This is a genomic window from Vibrio sp. Hal054 (assembly GCF_037162405.1).
Taxonomy (GTDB): Bacteria; Pseudomonadota; Gammaproteobacteria; order Enterobacterales; family Vibrionaceae; genus Vibrio; species Vibrio diazotrophicus.
The window spans coordinates 946,362-966,571 of sequence record NZ_JARLUT010000002.1 but is presented as its reverse complement, the minus strand read 5'-3'; the positions used below and the strand labels follow the sequence as shown (position 1 = coordinate 966,571).

Sequence of the window (20,210 nt, the reverse complement as noted above, 5' to 3'; positions counted from 1 at the left end):
GAAGTGATTACTTACGTTCATCTTCAATATCGGCGTTTACAATCACAATGTCATCGTGGTCGCCGTCAATTTCATCATCTTGGTAATCCTCGTCGTCCTCTTCGCTCTCTTCTTCTGCTTCAAACGAAGGTGTCATTTCTTCCTGAACGCTTTCCACATCGACACGAGGGTCAAGTGCTACAGCAAGAGGGGAGGACACTAAGTCACCCGTTGCCATAATGTAGTCTTCCGATACCGAAACTTCGGCCTTCTTCTGGCGAGAGTTGATGTATTGCAAACGGAAAAACATTACCAAGGTACACGCAGCCATAAAGCCGTAAAGCATCTGATTGCCAAACCATTGCATGATGGTAGAAGCAATCAGTGGCCCGATAGAAGCACCAAGACCGAATGTCAGCAAGATAGTGGCAGATAATCCCACACGCTCACCTTGTTCAACACGAGAGTTTGCTAGAGCTGTTGCCAAAGGATATAAGGTGAACCCCAAAATACCGAACAGGAAAGTCATCACCAGAGATAAATGATCCTGATGTGGCAGAACCGCGATAGCCGCGGTTAAGCCGCCGAGCAATACACAGTTAATTCTGATTAGGCTGCTACGGGAAATCATGTCTGAGAGTTTACCCATAGGCCATTGAGCCAACAAACCCGCCATGATGGTGGTGGTCATATAAGTGGCGACTTGGTCTGGATGCATACCAAGGTTACTTGCGTAAGCAGGAGCAAGACCATAGAAAGAACCGACAATCATGCCGCCAATCGCTACTGTGGTTAGTGCCTGAGGCGCTTTTTTCCAGTAGTAAGTAATTTGCAACGGCGCAGGAACCAATGGATCTGGGTGAATTCGTTTGGTCAGCGCAATTGGTACAATACACAAAGCAAAACAGATAGCGATAAGCAGCAAAGGCTCTAAACCTAGATCTGGGTAGAAGCTGATCGCGCCTTGGCCGAGAATCAACCCCAAATAAGAAACAATCATATAGCTCGCAAATACTGCGCCACGTTGATTATTATCTGCCTGTTCATTGAGCCAGCTTTCCAACACCATGTACTGACACATCATCCCGACACCAACGATCAGTCTGAGGATAATCCAGATTGATAAGTCGTCCACCAATGCGTGTCCAAGTGCGGATGCTGTGACTATGCCTGCACTGGCGACAAAGGCACGAATGTGGCCGACCTGAGCAACCAATCTGTGCCCGATTTTAGAACCTGCAACTAGCCCTGCGTAATACGCAGACATCATGGCCCCAATCCATAATTCAGGGACCTGCATTGCTGAAAGTCTGAGACCTAAATAGGTTGTGAGTAAGCCACTCGCCAAAACGGTGAGAAGTGTTGTGCCATATAGTGCTGTGAAAGTACGTAGCGGGTTTGTCATTAAAAATCCCTAAGGTGCCTACCTGCGTTAAGTTGAGTCGATTATTAGAATTTATGGAGGAAAAAGAGCATCTAGTTCTAAAGAGTCTAACGGTTATCCAACTGTTATTAAATAAGCAATTTTCTGATTTTATTTTCCTGAGTAATTAAATTGTCAGTAAAAAGTCATTGAATTTCTGACCATTTCTCATTGTTGGAAATCAGTATTTATTTAAGTTCAAACTTTGCTATGAGCGGTAGATGATGCTGACGTTGCAAGAGTTGGAGAGCAAGATGATTACTGCGCGTAGTTTCAACATTAATAACACCACGCTTAAATTTAATAACGACGAGTATCCGCTGGCACAAATAAAACGTTCCAGAGTGAAAACGAATACGCTAAAAGATCATGCTGTCAGGCTGATTATATTTGGCTTGATTGCTTCCAGTGTGGTTTGGATTGTCACTCCCAATTACTTCGGTATTTACGCAGGGCCGTTTTCGATTTTTGCGGGAATGGTTTTGGCTCTGTTATCGGTGAGGAAATACGAATTGCAAGTGGAGTTTGAGCATTCTGATGAAACAGGTTTGCAGTGGATTTCGATTGCCAAAACCAACAAACAAAGCGTCAAACTGATCTTCGAAGCACAAGCAGAAAAGATTCAACAAACCGTTCGTTAGCGACTGGAGCATTAGTTATAGAATTATTCCTGACAGTTTAAGAGCTTGGCGTTTGTATTCTATGCACAGTTCCAAGCTTGCTCATCTTATAGGTACAAGGGCTTACCTGTTGTTCCACCCAATTTAATAGCATTCATTAATCAGTTGATGTAACAACTGAATCAACGGGCTATGCCGTTTAGTCTGCAAGCAGTAGAACGAGTAAGCTACATCAAAACTCACACCTTTGGGATAAGGGATAACAGAGAAGTTATCATCCAGATAGCGAGTGGGGCACTGTATTGCAGTACGCGAATTTGCAGCGATACTCAGCGCTGAAGCCAGTTTGTCTACCCGCACGCAATAAGTGATGTCCTGTTTGTGCTCTTTCGGCAGTATGTCTTCAAATCGATAGCTGAATTCATTCCAGCCCGGAACATCAATAAACACAAAAGGAAGCTGTTTGGTTTCTTGCCATTGCGTTATGCCAAAGTGTTTGTGAACGGCGGTAACAATTTGGTCCACTTTTAACGTCTTCTGATAGAAGTCTTTGGAATAGCTGTCGTTTTGTAAGTGCACACCACAATCAATATTTCCTTGAAGCAAATTCTCTAGGCTTTCCTGTTTCCAAGTAACAAAGTTGAATTTTGCTTTGGGGAAATACTTCATTAATTTGGGGTAGAGGTGAGAAACAATATGGTCATATTCCGCATCGGCAATCGCGATAGTAATTAAGTCCTGATAAAGATGTGGCTGAAACTCAATCGGTTTATTGACCACGTTCACTAGCTGAAAATACGCTGATTCCAAATCGTCGTAGATTTCATCTAAATAATGAGTCGCTTCAAAGCCATTTTGCGTCTTAATAAATAGACTATCTGAAAATTCGTTTCGCAGTTTGGACAGATCTTTGCTCACTGCGCTTTCAGACTTACCCAAAACTTTTGCGACTGTCCGCATACTTCGATGTTTTTTTAATAATATCAGCGTATTAATTAGGTTGAGGTTTACCTTGTTTTCCATTTTGTCACACCAAGTATTCCATGCATGATTAATTTTCACAGTCTACACTAATTTCATAATTTTTATGTAGATGAGTACGGCTATGGCAACGGAATCGGCTAATTTTAGTTATATAGAATCTCCAAAGTTACAACTCCCAAAGTTAGATAATGATGTCTACCGCTTTCATGCGGTTTCTAAACCTTCGGCGTCTCGCTGCAACTTAGACTGCAGCTATTGCTTTTACTTACATAAAGAATCGCTTTTAGAGCAACCGTCACATGCTGGTATGAGTGATGAGGCTTTGGCGTTATACATTAAGCAGTATATTGAAGCGCAAACTGGTGATGAGGTTGTGTTTACTTGGCAAGGTGGTGAACCCACTCTAATGGGGTTGCCATTTTTTGAAAAAGTGATTGCGCTTCAAAATCAGTTTAAAAAGCCTGATCAAAACATACTCAATGATCTGCAAACCAATGGCATTTTGCTCAATGACACTTGGTGTCAATTTCTCAAACAGCATCAATTTTTAGTGGGTATCTCTATTGATGGTCCAAAACATCTGCACGATATCCACCGAGTCAATAGAGCTGGAAAATCGTCGTTTGATAAGGTTATGGCGGCGATCGAACTACTTAAAAAATACCAAATTCCTTTCAATGCTCTGTGTGTTGTTAACCAAGATAACGGAGCTTTTCCTCTGGAAGTTTATCGTTTTCTGCGTGATGAAGTGCAGCCGCAAGTTATTCAGTTTATTCCCTGTGTTGAACCCAAAGATTTCACCGTTACTGCTCCCAATAAATGGCAGTCAAAAGATCTCATCCAAATTGGTAATAAGAGCCTTGCACCACAGGATGAAACTAGCTACCTCACGGCATGGTCAGTCGGTGCGAGTCAATGGGGCGTATTCTTGACCACGATTTGGGACGAATGGTTCAAGCAAGATTTCGGACGAGTGTTCGTTGACCAATTTGAAAATGTTATCTCACAAATGTTCGGCTTTGGTGCACAGAAATGTGTGTCAGCTGAGTTCTGCGGAAAGGCGGTAGCCATTGAACACAATGGTGACGTCTACTCCTGTGACCATTTTGTCTATCCCGAATATAAGCTCGGCAACATCGCTGAGACTCATATGGGCGATCTTGTGTTTTCAAACAAACAGCAAGCTTTTGGTAAATCGAAAACATCGGATTTGCCTTCGGATTGTCGTCAGTGTTTTTTCCTCTCTTTGTGTTTTGGTGAATGCCCCAAAAACCGTTTTACCAAGACAGCGCAAGGAGAATCTGGACTCAATTATTTATGCCCTGGTCTAAAAAAATTCTACGCCAAAGTAGTGAATAGCCAGATTTCTCTCCAACAACGTCTAAGTGCCTAAGGAAACTTAATGAAAACAAAAATAAAGCCGATAGTGGCGATAACGAGTTTGTTGATTTCATCAGCAAGCTACGCTGCGCCTGCACATACTATCGATAGAACCGTCTTACCTATTCAGCAAACCGCGGAGTTTAACGGCAAGATAGGCAAAACGTACGATCAATCTAAGTCTGATTATCCTCAACCGATCAAAGCTCCGGAAGGTGCGCCGAACGTAGTGGTCATCATGTTGGATGATTTAGGTTTTGGACAAGCCGGACGCTTTGGTGGCTTAATTCCAACACCTAACATCGACAAATTAGCTGCACGCGGTGTGACCTATAACAACTTCCACACTACAGGGATCAGCTCTCCAACTCGTGCCGCGTTGCTGACGGGACGTAACCATCACCAAGTCGGTTTCGGAACCATCACTGAGCTTTCAACAGGTTTCCCTGCATACAGCACAATTTGGCCTAAGTCAGTAGCCAGCATTGCAGAAGTTTTAAAAGACAATGGCTATAGCACCAGTGCATACGGTAAGTGGCACAACACGCCTGACTGGGAAACTTCACCCGCAGGTCCATTTGAGCAGTGGCCAACGGGTTTGGGATTCCAGCACTTCTATGGTTTCCATGGTGGTGAGACCAGTCAGTGGGAGCCGCAACTATTTAACGATACAACGCCAGTTGAACTAACAAAGAAACCGTCTGATGGCTATCAGTTGAATGAAGATTTAGTCGATAACGCTATTCACTGGATTGACCAACAGAAATCGATCAACCCAGACAAACCTTATTTCACCTATTTCGCTCCGGGTGCAGTTCATGCTCCGTTACACGCGCCTAAAGAGTGGATAGCGAAGTTCAAAGGCAAGTTTGATATGGGCTGGGATAAATACCGTGAAGAGGTATTTGCTCGTCAGAAAAAAATGGGAATCATCCCTAAAGACACTAAGCTGACACCACGACCAAAAGAGATCGAGTCATGGGATAGCTTGAGTGCAGATCAGAAACGACTTTATGCTCGCCATATGGAAGTGTTCGCAGGTTTCCTTGCATACACTGATTATGAAGTTGGTCGCTTGATCGACAAAATCGAAAGTATGCCAGATGCTGATAACACCATGATTATGTACATTGTGGGCGACAACGGTGCGAGTGCTGAAGGTACGCCAACGGGTACAACTAACAACGTAATGACACAAAATGGTGTGCCAGATACTGTTGAATCTCAGCTTAAATATATTGACGAGTTAGGTAACGAGAAGCATGAAAACCACTACCCTGTAGGTTGGGCATGGGCTGGTTCAACACCTTTCCAATGGATGAAACGCGTACCTTCTCATTTCGGTGGTACACGTAACGGTTTAATCGTTTCTTGGCCTGCGAAAATCAAGAACACTGGCGCGATTCAAAGTCAGTTCCACCATGTGGTGGACATCACGCCAACAATTCTTGAAGCTGCAAAAATCCCAGCGCCGAAATCAGTAAATGGTGTAGAGCAAAAGCCAATGGCTGGTACCAGCATGGTTTATTCGTTCAACAATCCACAAGAGAAGTCACATCGTACTGTTCAGTATTTTGAAACTGGTGGCCACCGCGCTATCTATAAAGATGGTTGGATTGCTGCATCATTCCATGGTGTGCCTTGGCAGCTAAGTGGTTCGGTCGGATTTAAAAACTCGACCTGGGAGCTTTACAATGTCGCGGAAGACTTCTCTGAGGCGAATGACCTAGCGAAACAGATGCCTAACAAGTTGAAACAGATGATCAAAGAGTTCGACCATCAAGCTGAGATCAATGAAGTGTATCCTTTGGATGACCGATTTGCAGAACGTGTGTCTAACCCTGAACGCCCTTCTTTGACTAAGGGTAAAACGAAGTTCAGCTATACAGCGAGTGCAAATCGTATTCCTGAAGGTTCTGCTCCGGATATATACCAACGCGATCACCGTATCGATGCTTACGTAAATGTAGCAAAAGGTCAGAAAGCGGATGGTGTATTACTGGCTATGGGCGGAAGCTCTGCGGGTCTGTCATTCTATACTGACAATGGCAAGCTAGTGTACGGCTATAACTTCTTTGGTAAAGGTTACTACACCATCGAGTCTAGCTCTTCGATTCCTACTGGCGATGTAAAACTTTCTGCAGTTTACAAACAAGAGCCGTTCCGCTTCCTGAAAGACTTCAATGGCGGCACAGTCGAACTGTACATCAATGATAAGAAAGTGGGTGAAGGCAAAGTAGAAAAAGTGGTTCCAGCTCGTTTTTCTGCTACTGAAACACTGGATATCGGTGTTGATTTAGGTGCTCCTGTTATGCCTGTTTACACTGAAAAAGCACCGTTCAAGTTTAGCGGTACTATCAAGAAAGTGGATATGGAAATTGCTCCTACGCAGCCAATAATCCAATAAATACCGAAACCAAAATGCCAACCTTAACCGTTGGCATTTTTTTTATAAAAACGTTGAGATTCCACTTTACAAACTTGCCTTACATGCCAGTAAGTGCCATTTTTAGATATGCATTTTTTTGCATTCATTGTGTGTGTTTTCATTGATTAACAAATAATCGGGGGATTATTGAATGAACACCCGGAAGTTATCCCAAATTGCAGTTGCCATGGCGGCTGGCTGCATTACTCCTTTATTTCTCGTTTCAACCGCTGCAGCTCAAATATCTGAAAAAGACGTTCCTAAGAATCCATTAAAAGAAGCTTATTTTGGTGAACAACATGTCCACACTGGTGTTTCTATGGATGCTTTTATTGCGGGAAACAGACTCACACCTGATGACGCGTATCGCTTTGCTCAAGGCGAAGAGATCATGGTTAACGGTAGCATGCATAAAATTAAGCGCCCGTTGGACTTTGTTGCGGTGACTGACCACTCCGAATTTATGGGTGAAGCTTTCAGCCTCATGAACAAAGGTGCTCCGGGTTATGACAACAAGGTCGCTGTCGCTTTTCGTGAAGCGCCTGATCTTGAAACCGCATTACAACTTTACGGCAAATATGTTCTCGCTCCTTTAGCTGGCGGTGGAGACCCTCACCCTGAGTTCTTCCAAGGTATTGAAGCGATCAAATCCACATGGAAGAAAAACTTCGAAGCGACAGAGAAGAATTATAAGCCGGGCAAATTTACCACTATTCATGCTTATGAGTGGACTTCTGCTCCCGGAGGTTCAAACCAGCACCGAAATGTGTTTTTCCGTGATACCAATGTACCGGACATGCCCTTCTCCTCAAACGATGGTGCCGATCCGGAAATGCTTTGGGCGTGGATGCAAACCCAGCGAGATGAAGGTAAAAAAGTATTTGCTATTCCTCATAACTCCAATGAATCAAAAGGGTTATTGTTCGCAGAAGCAAGTCTAACTGGCGTACCGATTAACAAAGAATATGCGAAAACGCGCGCCAGCATGGAACCTCTAATCGAAATGATGCAGGTGAAAGGCAACTCCGAAGTGGTGCCGAATTTCTGGCCGAACGATGAGTTTGCGGACTTTGAAAATGCGACTTCAATCCAAAAATTCAATGGCCGTGGCTATGTGAAAGAAAACTTTGTTCGTTATGGGTTAGGGCGAGGCATTAAGTACAATTCTGAGCTGGGAATCAACCCATTCAAATACGGCTTTGTTGGTGGTACAGACAGCCATAACGGTACACCAAGTAATGTTGAGGAAGACAACTACACCGTGGGCAGCCATGGTTATGCAGATCGAAACGCTGAAGTTCGTTCGAAATCGATGCTCGAAGGGGAGATGTTGATTGCGGACTCTAATCCGGGTTCGTTAACCGCCGTTTGGGCGGAATCGAATACCCGAAGCGCTATCTGGGATTCAATGTTAGCCAAAGAAACCTACGCCACAAGTGGCCCAAGAATGAAGGTGCGTTTCTTTGCCGGTCAAGGTTTTGCCAGCAAATATGACAGCTATGAGACGATGGTTGCTGATGGCTACAAAAAAGGTGTGCCTATGGGTGGTGATTACAAAGGCAAAAAAGCACCGCAGTTTCTTGTTTGGGCGATGAAAGACCCAATTGGGCCTAACCTAGATCGCATTCAGATTATCAAGGGTTGGTATGAAAATGGTGAAATGAAAGACACCATTTATAACGTGGCTGCTTCTGGCAAACGTCTGAAAAAAGATGGTTCGGTAACGCCAATTGACGCTCCAATTAACCTCAAAACTGGTGAATTCAACGCCAAAAAAGGTGATCCGGAGCTGATGACTGTATGGACTGACCCGAACTGGGATCCTAAACAGGAAGCATTTTACTACGTACGGGTGTTGCAACTGCCAACTGCACGCTGGACTTTATATGATGAGCTACGTTCAGGTGTGAAATATCCTGACGATGTTAAACGAGAGATTGTTGAACGCGCGTGGGCTTCACCAATTTGGTATGAGGCAAAGTAACAGCAGTATGATTAAAAAAATGATTAGAGAGCCGCTGGTTCACTTTGTTGTATTGGGTGGATTACTGTTCTCAGCTTGGTCTTGGGTTAATCCTTCGGATTCAGCAGAGAACGATCAGAACACCATTGTTATTGATCAAAGCCGTCTCGACCACTTAGAGACACTTTGGAAGGCACAGTGGAAGCGAGATCCCGCGCCAGAAGATGTGGCGGCGATTATTGATCGCCATTTGCGCCAAGAAGTCTTTTATCGTGAAGCATTACGTATGGGGCTAGATCAAGACGATGACATTATTCGCACTCGTTTAGCTCAGAAAATGGAGGCCGTTGCGAGTGATTTAAGCACTTTGATGAAGCCGCCGACTGAGGATGATCTCAAAGCGTTTTATAAGCAACGTTCAGATCTTTTTACTTTGCCTTCAGCGTTAGCGTTTGAACAAGTGCTGTATCTACCTTCTGAAGCGAATAAACAGCAGATGGACAGTACGTTGGTCAAACTGAATGCTGGTGGTGAAATACCACAAGATAGGTTGAGAAAACTGGGTGTTCCCGCTGAATGGCAGCTTACTTCTGTGCGGGCGTTAGATAACGCATTTGGTGGTGAATTCTCTGCATCTCTAATGGAGCAGCCTGTTGGTGAATGGGTGGGGCCTATCCATTCTGGGCTAGGATTTCATTTAGTGAAAGTGACTGAGAATGAGCCTTCACATGTCGCGCCCTATGAGGAGATAAAAGAATATGTAGCGCAGCAATATCAATACTACGCCGTAATTGATGCTCAAAAAAATATGTTTCAGGAGTTGTTGAATAAGTATCAGGTTCAAATCAGCGCTAACAATGTTCCTGAGCAAGTAATGCAAGAGTATGGCCAGCCATGATTTTACGCATGATGCTTAAATTTTTGGTTTGCTTTGCCTTGTATATTCCATTTGCACACGCGCATGAGATTCGCCCTGCTTATTTGCAAATTGATGAACAGAGCGCAAACCAATATGAGCTACTTTGGAAGGTTCCAACCAACAACGGTATGGTACAGAACATACGTCCGGTTTTTGATGCGGGATTTACGTTGACACCGATGCCCGGCGAAAACGTCATTAATGGTTTTGTTCTGTTTCGCTATCGTTTAACAGGGGAGACAAGCCTTGCTGGTTCTACGATTAGCATCGAAAACCTTAACCGCACTGCGATGGACGCGCTGGTTAACATCTCATTACTTGACGGTTCGCACTACAGTTTGTTGTTAAAGCCTCGCGAGAACTCAGCAGAAATACCAAAAGCAGAGACAGGTTGGCAGTTGGTTTTCTCTTACACTCGTTTAGGTGTGGAGCACATACTTGCAGGCTGGGATCATTTAGCATTTGTTGCGGCATTAATGTTGATTGTCAGCGGTTGGCTGATGTTGTTTAAAACCATTACGGCTTTTACTGTTGCACATTCGATTACTCTGGGACTTGCCACATTAAACTATGTATCTCTCCCGCCGCCACCTGTTGAAGCTTTGATCGCGTTGAGTATTGTTTTAATTGCTGCTGAAGCTATTCATCTCCGTAAGGGGAAACAGACACTGGCGAGTCGTTGGCCGTGGATTCTGGCTTTTACTTTTGGCTTGTTGCATGGCTTTGGTTTTGCTGGTGCGCTGAAAGAGATCGGCCTGCCACAGAGCGATATTCCATTAGCATTACTGTTTTTCAATGTTGGCGTTGAGATGGGACAGTTGATGTTTATTGGGGCGTTGTTGTCTTTGATTGCGATTTATAGACGATTCCGAGACTTGCCACAAAGAGCGCCTGTGTTTACCGCTTATTGCATCGGAACACTAGCAACATTTTGGCTAATTGAACGTCTGGATATCATGTTTATCAGTGGGTAATCGGCTGAACAAGCAACTTATATAAACGTATTAAAAAACATAGGGCTGCATGATGCAGCCCTTCTTTTGTTCACAAGATCAATCGCTTATAAGATGTATAACTCAGAAGATGAAGCTAACCACCTTCTTTCACTATCAATCTGTTCTTATTGTCTCTGTTTGCCAACACTTGCTGGTGGTGATCGATGTTACCCATGGTTTTCGCCATACGGTCATAGAGCACAACATTGACTGTCGCAGCAAGGTTCATGCAGCCCGTGGTTGGAACATAGACCACATGATGGGCTTTATCGACGACCTCTTGCGGTAGGGAACCGTCTTCTGGACCGAACACGTATATCGCTTTATCTGGGTGAGTGAAGTGAGGGAGCGGGACGGCGCCAAGCGCCAGCTCAACACATACGATCTCAATATCATCAGCAAGCGCTGAAGTGAGATCTTCCATTTCCACCAATCCAATTCGCTCATGGGCATGTTTGGTATCAGTTTGGAACTTTGCAGCTCGGTTATAGCGTGTTCCGTTGTAACGAACCTGCGTTGCGTTGTAGCAACCTGCTGCGCGCAATACCGCGCCTACATTGGTTGGGTTCTTAGGATTATGCAGTCCAATAATGGCTGTCGACTCTGTTGTCATTACTGTCTTTCTACTTCTGATTTCTTAAGGTGAGAGTTTAAAACTCACGAGTTGGTCGAATTATGGCTTTAAATGGTGAGAAGTACTATTGCTGGTTGATGGTTTTCTTATAAATAAAATTGATTGCTTTCTGAGAAAGTGCGATGGTCGGTTTCATTGATTAGGAATGAGTTGCATATTAAATTTTTACTATTAAAAGGGAAAATGAGAAATGAACAAAGTAATCGCACTGGTGTTGTCTTTTATGTTTGTAGGTTTTGCGCATGCGTATACTGATTCACAAATAGAAACAGCAGAAAAATTGTTAGTCACGATGAAAGTAGATGAACAAATGTTGGGTGGTTTTGAGAGCATGCTTCCTATCGTCAATCAACTGGCTGACAATCTAAGACTCAATGACGAAGAAACGGTTGAATTGAAGAACATTTATCGCGATTGGTTTAACAATGATTTAGACAGAGAAGGTCTCAAAAGACAGATTGCCGTTGTATATGCACAAACGTTTACTGTCGATGAAATGGAAGATGTTATTCGTTTCTTTGAAAGTCCAACAGGGAAAAAACTGGTGGAGAAATCACCATCGTTGACGCAGAAAGGCGCTCAGTTGGGTATGAACGAAGCGCAAAATAAACAGCACTTATTGCTGGAAAAGCTGACGCCTTTCATTGAAAAACATCAGGCGAAATAGTTTAGTTAGTCATCAACAGAACGACATGGAGACAATATGAAGTCATTAGGAAAACTATTCTTTTTCTGCGGAAAAATGGGGGCAGGTAAATCAACCTATTCCAAAGTTGTCGCTGCTGAAAACAGTGCGGTACTTGTCTCCGAGGACGAATGGTTATCTGCTCATTATCCCAATCAAATTCAAACCTTTGATGACTACATTCAGTTTTCCACGGCAATTAAACCCTTCATTAAGAGCCATATTCAAAGCATTTTGAAAGTAGGGACGAACGTGGTAATGGATTTTCCAGCCAACACAGCCCGACAGCGACAATGGTTTAGTTCTATGTGCTCAGAATTGGGATGTGAGCATGAGCTGGTTTACTTGGATCTCTCTGACAGTCAGTGTTTGTCCCAAATAGCAAAGCGACGAAAAGAGCAACCTGAGAGAGCACAGTTCGATACAGAGGCGGTATTTCATCATGTGACTCAGTATTTCGAACCCCCAACCAGCGATGAGAATTTGAATATCGTGCGAGTGGAAAGAAGCTAATTTAATCGCGTTTTTAATGGACTATTACGGGAGCAAAAATGCAGCTAGCAAAAGCATTTCAATATAAACAATGGGCAAACGCTGAGTTACTTGCGTTAGGTGAGCAGCAATTTGATCGACTTCCGCAAGATGACGCGATTTTCTTTGTCCGTATTCTCAACCATACCACTGTGGTCGATAGCCTTTTTATCAGTCGGATTCTGGGGGAGCCAGAGAAATACAGTGCTGATAATACCGTTGAAACACCTACGATCGCAGAACTTCGTCAGACAATGGAGCAGAATGATTCATGGCTGGTGAACTATGCTCAGTCGCTGACGCCTGAAGAGCTTGAGAGAAGCATCGTATTTAAATTTGTCGATGGTGACTTAGGGACACTGACGGTGGAAGAAATCCTTTTGCACTTGCTAACACACGGCAGTAATCACAGAGGTATGGCTTCCAGAACATTGGCAGCGAACGGTCTTGAGCGTCCGAAAGATACCTTCACTCGTTATTTACATCAGGCAGAGCCTTCTCGTAGGCAAAATTAGACTGGGATCGTTTATGTTTTTGTCTTTGGGTTGAAGAGTGTTCTTCAGCCTACAGACATCCCAAATTTCACTGATACTGTCAGCATCTTACTTTGCCGCAATATCAAAACACTCGGAATAGCTCGCGCACTCTTCGCAACTTGGTGAGCGGCACACATAGTCACCTCCGTTTTCACACAATTGGCGATACAAGAAGCGTTTCCAACGCATGTTGTTGACGTTTTTGGCATGAAGTAACGGAAAGTAGTCTCGAAACAGAGCCGTTAGGCGAGGGCGTTCCGGCATGCCTAAATCTCGCCATAAATGTTGGCTGCCCAAACAAGCACTGGCTAAGACGGTGACCATTTCGCTGCCAAACGCAATTGATGGTTCGAGCGACGCAACCAACAGCTTTTCTAGTTCTTCCAACTCACCGATCCGCATATTCATCAGCTCCAATCGTAGCCGGAGTTTCTCTTCCACTTCTTGTGAAAAAGGAACGGATTCTAAACCCATGGCTAACTCTATGCCCATAGCTAACATTAGAGCGTCGTAACCGTTCTGGTTTAAACCCATGTAGAGAGGTAGGGCGGTTTCACCCCGTCGATAGCTCTCTATTATTGGTTGCCAATACTCTTGAATGACGTTATCTATCATGCGTTGCCTCTCTAGTCTCTGAGATAGACTGACTACGTTAGCTATCAGTGATACTTTGCTGCTGTGACAGTTGGCTTGCAATGATAGCGGGCATCAAGCTGCCTATCGGATTCAGCGGATTTCTCGTGCTATCAAGAATCGCTTCTTCAACAGGGCAGATGCTAGCGCATTGAGGATTGTCGTAATGCGCAGAGCATTCATCACACCGTTTAGGATGAATATGGAACTGATTGGCGAGCTCCGCATCTGGGTAGACGGCTTGATTTGGGCACACCACCATACAAGCGTGGCAACCAACACATTTATTGCTGATGACAAAGCTCATAGTCCACCTCCTCACTTTGGTTCGCGACAATATCTTTCGCAATACTGTCTAGGCTTGCTGCGACAGGCTGAAAAGCAAAATCGACATTGGGTTGAACGCCGAGTTTTTCTAACTCTCGCCATGGTGTGATGCCCATTCTGGCACTCAATACCATTTGGCAGTCGGCGATGGACTGAATCAGAGCTTGCTTATCGACATCACCACCATCATCACAGTCATCTTTGCCATTACAGTACAACTCAACATGACGCGTTTCCTGATAGAGAAACTGCTGTGATTGCTCACTGAACAGGTAAATTTCAAAGCGTGTCGCATGACCAAAATGAAGTTGAATATGCTCACTTTCGCTACCATCACTGGCAATTGCGACACGGATGTTTTTGTTTACACGTGACGGTTTGCTTTCATTCGATTGGGAAGCGCTAGAGCATGGTGATTCACCGTTGCCTAACATTCCGACGGCATCTGCTCGACACTGTTGGCAGTGAGTCATTTGTGGCATGTGCCCGCCGCATTGCTCTCGGGCAAGTGCGACTTCTTCTTCGGTTGGTCCCCGTAGACCACTCAGACCAAAATAGGTGCCGTGACTTGGGTCTGAAATCAAAGGCATGATGTTGTGCAGCAGCGCGCCACGTTTTTTGACTTCTTCAGAGACCGCCGCCACGTGAAGGTCATTGATACCCGGAATCAGTACCGTATTCACTTTCACTAACATGCCCGCTAAAGCAGCCATTTCTAGACCAAGCAACTGCCTTTCGATTAAGGTTTGCGCTGCTTCTCTGCCGCGTAAGCGTTGATGATTGAAATAGATCCAAGGGTAGATTTTCTCACCCACTTCAGGGTCGACGGTGTTTATGGTGATAGTGAGATGGTGAACGCCCACTTCTGCCAGTTGCTCCACATGATCGGCCAATGCCAAACCATTGGTTGAAATACACAACTGAACATCAGGCTGAGCTTGTTTTAATAAACGAAGGGTTGCGAAGGTCGCTTTGGGGTTGGCTAATGCATCACCCGGCCCCGCAATTCCCGCCACGGTTAAATTTGGCGCACGCTTTTTAATTGCGTTGAATTGTCGTAGCGCACCACTGCTGTCCATCACTCTTGAAACGACTCCGGGACGGGACTCGTTGCTACAGTCGTATTTGCGGTTGCAGTAGTTACATTGAATATTGCAGGCAGGCGCGACAGGCAGATGCATCCGAGCATACTGGTGCGCTTCTTTGGAGTAACAAGGGTGCTGCTGAATTTTTTCCTGTACCTGTTTGGTGAAGAAATGGTGCACCTTATCTTGGGTTGAATGTTGCGGCCCGACAGCGCGAGAATGACTTTCCATGTCTACCTCTTGTTTACTGCTGAAATCAAACGATACGGTTGTTCTGCAAGCTTCGTTCCGCTGTAAAAATACTTATATTCAAAGGGTTAGGAGAGTGGTTGGGGCGGTTTGTCTGCCACAATGTCTGAAAGCAGACAAACCTTCCCAGCGGTTGTTTGCTCTGCTCGCTAAATTTGCTTCATTTCGATGTTCATAATCTGAATGCGATAAGCAATTTGACGAGGTGTCATATTGAGCAATCGTGCCGCTTTCGCTTTCACCCAACCTGAGCGCTCAAGTGCATCAATCACCATGTCTCTCTCATCTCCCGTTGCCATCTCTTGGGATGAATGAGGATAGTCCGGCATTGATGCTCTGTTCATCGGCGAGGCATGTGCAGCCGTATGATGAGCGGATGGACTATGGTTATGAACGGGATGGTGAAGCGCAGGCTGAGCTGGCGCTTGGAATACTGGCTGAGATTTGTTGAGAGAAATCAATTCTGGGCCAATAACCCCTGATTCACACAGCACCGACGCTCGCTCTAATGTATTTTCCAGCTCACGCACGTTACCCGGCCAATGATGAGACATCATCAGACGAATCGCTTCATCGCTCAGTGTCAGCTTACGTTGCTGAGCTTTACTTAGGTTTTGCATCATGTGCTCGGCGAGTTCAGGGATGTCTTGCAGACGCTCACGTAGTGGTGGCAAATACATAGGCATAACGTTAAGGCGATAGTAAAGATCCTCACGGAAATTGCCTTGCGCCACCTCCTGTTCAAGGTAGCGGTTGGTTGCCGCTATGATGCGCACGTTAACCGAAATGGTCGAGGTTCCACCTACGCGTTCAAACTCTTTCTCCTGCAACACTCGTAACAATTTCGCCTGAAAAGCCGGACTGGTTTCGCCAATTTCATCAAGAAAAATGGTACCGCTGTCCGCCATTTCAAAGCGTCCTTTGCGCTGTTTCACCGCGCCGGTAAATGCGCCTTTTTCGTGCCCAAACAGCTCAGATTCAAGCAAGTTATCTGGCAAAGCTGCACAGTTCAGTTTCACAAACGGTAAGTTGGCTCTTGGCGAGTTGTAGTGAATGGCATTGGCAACTAGCTCTTTACCTGTGCCGGATTCACCACGAATAAGTACGGTAGAATCCCAGCGCGAGACCAGCCTGATCTGCTCAAAGATCTGACGCATGGATTTGGTGTGCCCAACCAGATTGCGGAAGCTGTAGTTGTTGCGAACCTTGCGTCGTAAGTTGTCGCGCTCATCCACCAATTGTTGTTGGTGAGTTTCTACCTTGTATGCCAGTTGAACGTTCTTGGCGATCAAGTTGGCAATCATGTTTAGGAAGTTGGTTTGTAAGGTAATCACGCCTTCAATAAACTTTAACGGTTGGGCTGACAATGCACCGATTACTTTGCCATTGGCGTCTTTCAAAGGGACGCAGATAAACGGTTTTTCGTAGTCATACAGTGCCAGCTTGTCCGCAAAGCGTTGGTCGCTACCAAGATTATGCAGCACGATAGAGCTACCTTGGCGCAGAACTTCACCCACCAATCCTTCGCCGATTTTATAAGACACCTGTTTGTGCTGCGCTGCCGAATTCGGTTGCGGAGAGTGAACCGATTTGATCAGCAGTATGTCTCGTGTACTGTCGAGTATCGTCAGCATACCGCACTGCAAAGCGCATTCATCGTGTAGCACTTGCAGGATTTTATCGGACGATTCCACATAGTTGAGGCTGGTATTCAGCACACTGGATATCTTGTACATGGCCGCCAGTAACTGACGCTCCAAGTTCAATAAAGTCATTTCGTCTGTCATAGTCGATCACCATTGGCTGATGGGAAAAGTAAGACAGATGTGTGCGCCACGTAAGCGCTCACTATTGCTGACATTAATGGTGGCTGAGTGTTCGTTGAGAACCTGCTGCACAATGGAAAGCCCGATACCTCGGCAACCAGTTTGGTGTTTTGGTTTGGTGCTGAAAAATGGTTGGAAAATTTTGAGTCGTTGCGACTCTTCAATACCAATACCGCTGTCTTCGACAATCACCTTAATTTCACCGTCACTTTCGTACGTGCAGATGATGATGGTTCGGTCGCTGGTTTTCGCCGCCTGAATCGCATCAATTGCATTATCAATCAACTGTTTCAGTGCCAGAATCAGTCGGTGTGACATGCCGTTAATGGTTGAAAGACGGGGAGCCAGTATCAGTTCCAAGTTAGACGATGACTTGAGCAGTTCATCGGTGCTGATGTCACTGACATCACGAATGACCTGATTGAGATTAACCGGCTGAAACGCTTCGCTGGTGCGTTCAGGAATCGCTAGTTTGATGTCTTGCATTGCATCTAATGCAGTATCCATCGCCTCATCCATTGCCACTAAGCCTGGGCAGGCGGGGTTGGTGCGTTTAAGAATACGTACCGCAGATTCAATCATGTTGAATGGACCTTGCAATTGATGCAGCGTACCCATCAGAGCTTCCTGCATGGCATGCACGTATTTGTTATCGCGCGCCATCAGTTTCATGGCGTTAATGCGGCGCTCTTCCACCAGTTGTTTTTCACGGGTTCTTTCTGAAATTGCGATAACGGTATAGTCGTCATCTTCAGGTAGGAAGTAGGAATCCACACTGCTGGCTGCTACTGGTGTTTTCACCAAAGCGTACTCAAACCAACGTTCACGAACGGGTTCATTGGATTCGATATAAACCCCTTTATAGCGGTTGTCCTTTTTACCAAGGAAATCTGCGACTGAGTCATGCCCGTAATCGTTGAGCAAACTGTTGAGCAGTGCATCAATCGGAGACTGTCCAATGCTCTTTTCAATATTACTGAACTTCTGATTACTAAACAGAACACGGTGTGAGCTATCAACAAGTGCGATGGCGATAGGTGCAGCGTTAAGCACTGCCTGAAACATCGCAAACTGGTTTTTTTGCTCGGTTATGAGTTGGTGAGGCTCGGTAATGTCTTTATGAATCGCGTAGTAACAGATTTCACCTTGGGGATGCGACAGACGCGATATAGAGATTTCTGCAATATACGCTTCACCGCTTTTCTTACGGTTAACTAACTGTCCTTGCCAGTGATTCCCTTCCGATATGGTTTTCCATAAGTTTTCGTACACGCTTCTTGGTGTGGCTTTGTAAGAAAGAAGAGAAGAGTTTCTGCCGATGAGCTCACTAAAACTGTAGCCCGTGATGTCCGAGAATGTTTGGTTCACAAACAGAATAGTGCCTTTGTGGTCGGTGATGCTAATCGCGACTGGCGCATGCGAGACGATTTGTTCAAATGCTTGATAATCGAAAATAGGCGGAGTTGCGCCTTCTAAGAGTGTGTCTACTTGTCCCATAAGTGCCATCCTTTGCTCTGTTTGGTCCTTCGTCACAGGCAACAATGCATTTCTTATTCCATATAAAAAGCATGGGAATAGTTGGGTTCAGCTAACACCACCTTGTTTGATTTAAGACAAACGAAAGAGAAATTTTGAACTTTGTCACCTTCCTGACAAAGCAAAAATAGGCTTAAAAAGAGCGCTTAATCGCGCGTTAACATCTGTGTTTTCGGGGGTGTGCGAATCAATTTAGTGCAAAAAAGGCGGCTGGCATAACGTATGCACCAAGCTAGGGAAAGGTCAATTGACCCTGTTCGCAATTAACCCTAGTAGAAAAGGAATCAAGTTATGTCTGAAGGATTGATTATTTTGCTCAGTGCCGCTTTCGTGAACAACGTGGTATTGGCTAAGTTTCTCGGTCTGTGTCCGTTCATGGGGGTATCGAGCAAGATCAGTAGCGCTGTGGGAATGGGGGTGGCGACCACATTCGTACTCACCATCGCGACGGTCTCAACTTGGCTGCTGGAGTTCTATATTTTGCGACCTCTGGGGCTCGAATTCATGCGTATTATCGCGTTCATTCTTGTCATCGCTGCGGTGGTTCAGTTTACCGAGTTGTACGTAAAGAAAAGCTTTCCCGCTCTGTATCAGGCTTTGGGTGTCTATCTTCCGCTGATCACCACTAACTGCGCTGTATTCGGTGTTGCGCTGCTCGCTGTTCAGGATGATCTCTCTTTTATCGATACCTTGATGTTCAGTGTCGGTTCGGCAGCGGGTTTCTTAATTGTGATTACTTTGTTCGCAGGATTACGTAGCCAACTGGCACTCAGCCGTGTTCCTTCTGCATTCAAAGGTACACCCATCGCATTTATTACTGCAGGGTTTCTATCGATGGCTTTTATGGGCTTTTCAGGAATGGCTTAGGTTTGACCCAAGCTTAAGTAGTTGTTGAGCGAGGTAAAGCTCAAAGAAGGTAGCGGTCAAGGAGGACTGTCGATGTTAGTCATAGCTTTAGTGTTTTTTGTCTGTCTGGGGGCTTTACTGGGTATTGCACTCGGTTATGCAGCAATTTTGTTTCGCGTAGAGAGCAATCCACTGGTTGACCAAATTGAAGCTATTTTGCCCGGAGGTCAATGTGGGCAATGTGGTGAAGCGGGTTGCCGACAAGCGGCTGAAAAAATGGTGGCAGGTGAACTCAATCCGAATGCTTGTCCTCCGGGCGGGGCGAATTTGGCAGTGTCAGTTGCTGAGATGCTAGGTGTATCTATTGATGTTGCTGACCAAGATAAGCCTTTAGTAGCGTACATTGCAGAAACCCAGTGCACTGGGTGTAACCGCTGCTATAAAGCGTGCCCATTTGATGCCATTGTCGGTGCTCCAAAGCAACTGCATACGGTTATCAAGGATGTGTGTACCGGATGTCAGTTATGTCAGAAAGCCTGTTCTCAAGGCTGTTTATCTATGGTTGAAGTTCAGCCAGATGCAGCGAGTTGGTACTGGCCAAAACCAACATTACCGGTCGCGGTGTAGGAGT

The 20,210-nt window shown here is 45.1% G+C and carries 19 protein-coding genes; 11 read left to right on the top strand and 8 right to left on the bottom strand.

What is annotated here, in order from left to right; all coding sequences use genetic code 11:
* Window positions 1-7 precede the first annotated feature (7 nt).
* Complete coding sequence (locus tag P4S58_RS20440; RefSeq protein ID WP_337165465.1) at window positions 8-1,384, bottom strand: MFS transporter; 1,377 nt, start codon at window positions 1,382-1,384, stop codon at window positions 8-10.
* Window positions 1,385-1,623: 239 nt separating this feature from the next.
* Here P4S58_RS20440 and P4S58_RS20435 point away from each other — a divergent pair, with 239 nt between their 5' ends.
* On the top strand, window positions 1,624-2,043 hold the full coding sequence (locus P4S58_RS20435; RefSeq protein ID WP_337165463.1) for a hypothetical protein: 420 nt from the start codon (window positions 1,624-1,626) through the stop codon (window positions 2,041-2,043).
* A 123-nt stretch (window positions 2,044-2,166) separates the two neighbouring features.
* On the opposite strand, the gene P4S58_RS20430 is transcribed toward P4S58_RS20435, so the two are convergent.
* Entirely contained in the window at window positions 2,167-3,045 is an 879-nt protein-coding gene (locus P4S58_RS20430) for a LysR family transcriptional regulator (protein WP_337165850.1), read from the bottom strand.
* An 82-nt stretch (window positions 3,046-3,127) separates the two neighbouring features.
* Here P4S58_RS20430 and P4S58_RS20425 point away from each other — a divergent pair, with 82 nt between their 5' ends.
* From P4S58_RS20425 to P4S58_RS20405, 5 genes are all read left to right on the top strand, one after another.
* On the top strand, window positions 3,128-4,399 hold the full coding sequence (locus tag P4S58_RS20425; protein WP_337165461.1) for an anaerobic sulfatase maturase: 1,272 nt from the start codon (window positions 3,128-3,130) through the stop codon (window positions 4,397-4,399).
* 9 nt (window positions 4,400-4,408) lie between these two features.
* On the top strand, window positions 4,409-6,793 hold the full coding sequence (locus P4S58_RS20420) for an arylsulfatase (protein ID WP_337165459.1): 2,385 nt from the start codon (window positions 4,409-4,411) through the stop codon (window positions 6,791-6,793).
* A gap of 172 nt (window positions 6,794-6,965) precedes the next feature.
* Window positions 6,966-8,798: a DUF3604 domain-containing protein gene (locus P4S58_RS20415; RefSeq protein WP_102953204.1), complete on the top strand. Its 1,833-nt coding sequence runs from the start codon at window positions 6,966-6,968 to the stop codon at window positions 8,796-8,798.
* 7 nt (window positions 8,799-8,805) lie between these two features.
* Window positions 8,806-9,675 carry a peptidyl-prolyl cis-trans isomerase gene (locus tag P4S58_RS20410; RefSeq protein WP_180980523.1) on the top strand — a complete coding sequence of 290 codons (870 nt, stop codon included), beginning with the start codon at window positions 8,806-8,808 and terminating at the stop codon, window positions 9,673-9,675.
* Window positions 9,676-9,683: 8 nt separating this feature from the next.
* Complete coding sequence (locus P4S58_RS20405; protein WP_337165451.1) at window positions 9,684-10,670, top strand: HupE/UreJ family protein; 987 nt, start codon at window positions 9,684-9,686, stop codon at window positions 10,668-10,670.
* A gap of 115 nt (window positions 10,671-10,785) precedes the next feature.
* Here P4S58_RS20405 and P4S58_RS20400 read toward each other — a convergent pair whose 3' ends face one another.
* Window positions 10,786-11,304: an RNA methyltransferase gene (locus tag P4S58_RS20400; RefSeq protein WP_337165450.1), complete on the bottom strand. Its 519-nt coding sequence runs from the start codon at window positions 11,302-11,304 to the stop codon at window positions 10,786-10,788.
* A 211-nt stretch (window positions 11,305-11,515) separates the two neighbouring features.
* Between P4S58_RS20400 and P4S58_RS20395 the strand changes: the two genes are divergently transcribed.
* The 3 genes from P4S58_RS20395 to P4S58_RS20385 are packed head-to-tail and all read left to right on the top strand — an operon-like array spanning window position 11,516 to window position 13,056.
* Window positions 11,516-11,992, top strand: a complete 477-nt coding sequence (locus tag P4S58_RS20395) for a DUF2059 domain-containing protein (protein WP_171136957.1) — start codon at window positions 11,516-11,518, stop codon at window positions 11,990-11,992.
* Window positions 11,993-12,028: 36 nt separating this feature from the next.
* Window positions 12,029-12,523 (top strand): AAA family ATPase, encoded by a 495-nt coding sequence (locus P4S58_RS20390; protein WP_337165446.1) that lies wholly within the window; start codon window positions 12,029-12,031, stop codon window positions 12,521-12,523.
* Between the two features lie 38 nt (window positions 12,524-12,561).
* On the top strand, window positions 12,562-13,056 hold the full coding sequence (locus P4S58_RS20385) for a DinB family protein (protein WP_337165445.1): 495 nt from the start codon (window positions 12,562-12,564) through the stop codon (window positions 13,054-13,056).
* Between the two features lie 87 nt (window positions 13,057-13,143).
* Here the strand turns inward: P4S58_RS20385 and P4S58_RS20380 are convergent, their stop codons facing one another.
* The 5 genes from P4S58_RS20380 to nifL form a co-directional block, all read right to left on the bottom strand.
* Window positions 13,144-13,692 carry a nitrogen fixation protein NifQ gene (locus P4S58_RS20380; protein WP_337165444.1) on the bottom strand — a complete coding sequence of 183 codons (549 nt, stop codon included), beginning with the start codon at window positions 13,690-13,692 and terminating at the stop codon, window positions 13,144-13,146.
* 37 nt (window positions 13,693-13,729) lie between these two features.
* Window positions 13,730-14,017, bottom strand: a complete 288-nt coding sequence (locus P4S58_RS20375) for a 4Fe-4S dicluster domain-containing protein (RefSeq protein WP_337165443.1) — start codon at window positions 14,015-14,017, stop codon at window positions 13,730-13,732.
* Window positions 13,995-15,353, bottom strand: a complete 1,359-nt coding sequence (nifB, locus tag P4S58_RS20370; protein WP_337165441.1) for a nitrogenase cofactor biosynthesis protein NifB — start codon at window positions 15,351-15,353, stop codon at window positions 13,995-13,997. Before nifB ends, P4S58_RS20375 begins: the two co-directional genes overlap by 23 nt.
* A gap of 167 nt (window positions 15,354-15,520) precedes the next feature.
* Window positions 15,521-17,158, bottom strand: coding sequence for a nif-specific transcriptional activator NifA (gene nifA, locus P4S58_RS20365; protein WP_337165439.1), 1,638 nt, complete (start codon window positions 17,156-17,158; stop codon window positions 15,521-15,523).
* A gap of 6 nt (window positions 17,159-17,164) precedes the next feature.
* Window positions 17,165-18,694: a nitrogen fixation negative regulator NifL gene (gene nifL / locus P4S58_RS20360; RefSeq protein ID WP_337165437.1), complete on the bottom strand. Its 1,530-nt coding sequence runs from the start codon at window positions 18,692-18,694 to the stop codon at window positions 17,165-17,167.
* 330 nt (window positions 18,695-19,024) lie between these two features.
* Here nifL and rsxA point away from each other — a divergent pair, with 330 nt between their 5' ends.
* On the top strand, window positions 19,025-19,600 hold the full coding sequence (gene rsxA, locus P4S58_RS20355) for an electron transport complex subunit RsxA (RefSeq protein ID WP_337165435.1): 576 nt from the start codon (window positions 19,025-19,027) through the stop codon (window positions 19,598-19,600).
* Window positions 19,601-19,672: 72 nt separating this feature from the next.
* Window positions 19,673-20,206, top strand: a complete 534-nt coding sequence (locus P4S58_RS20350) for an RnfABCDGE type electron transport complex subunit B (RefSeq protein WP_337165434.1) — start codon at window positions 19,673-19,675, stop codon at window positions 20,204-20,206.
* The last annotated feature ends 4 nt before the right edge of the window (window positions 20,207-20,210 follow it).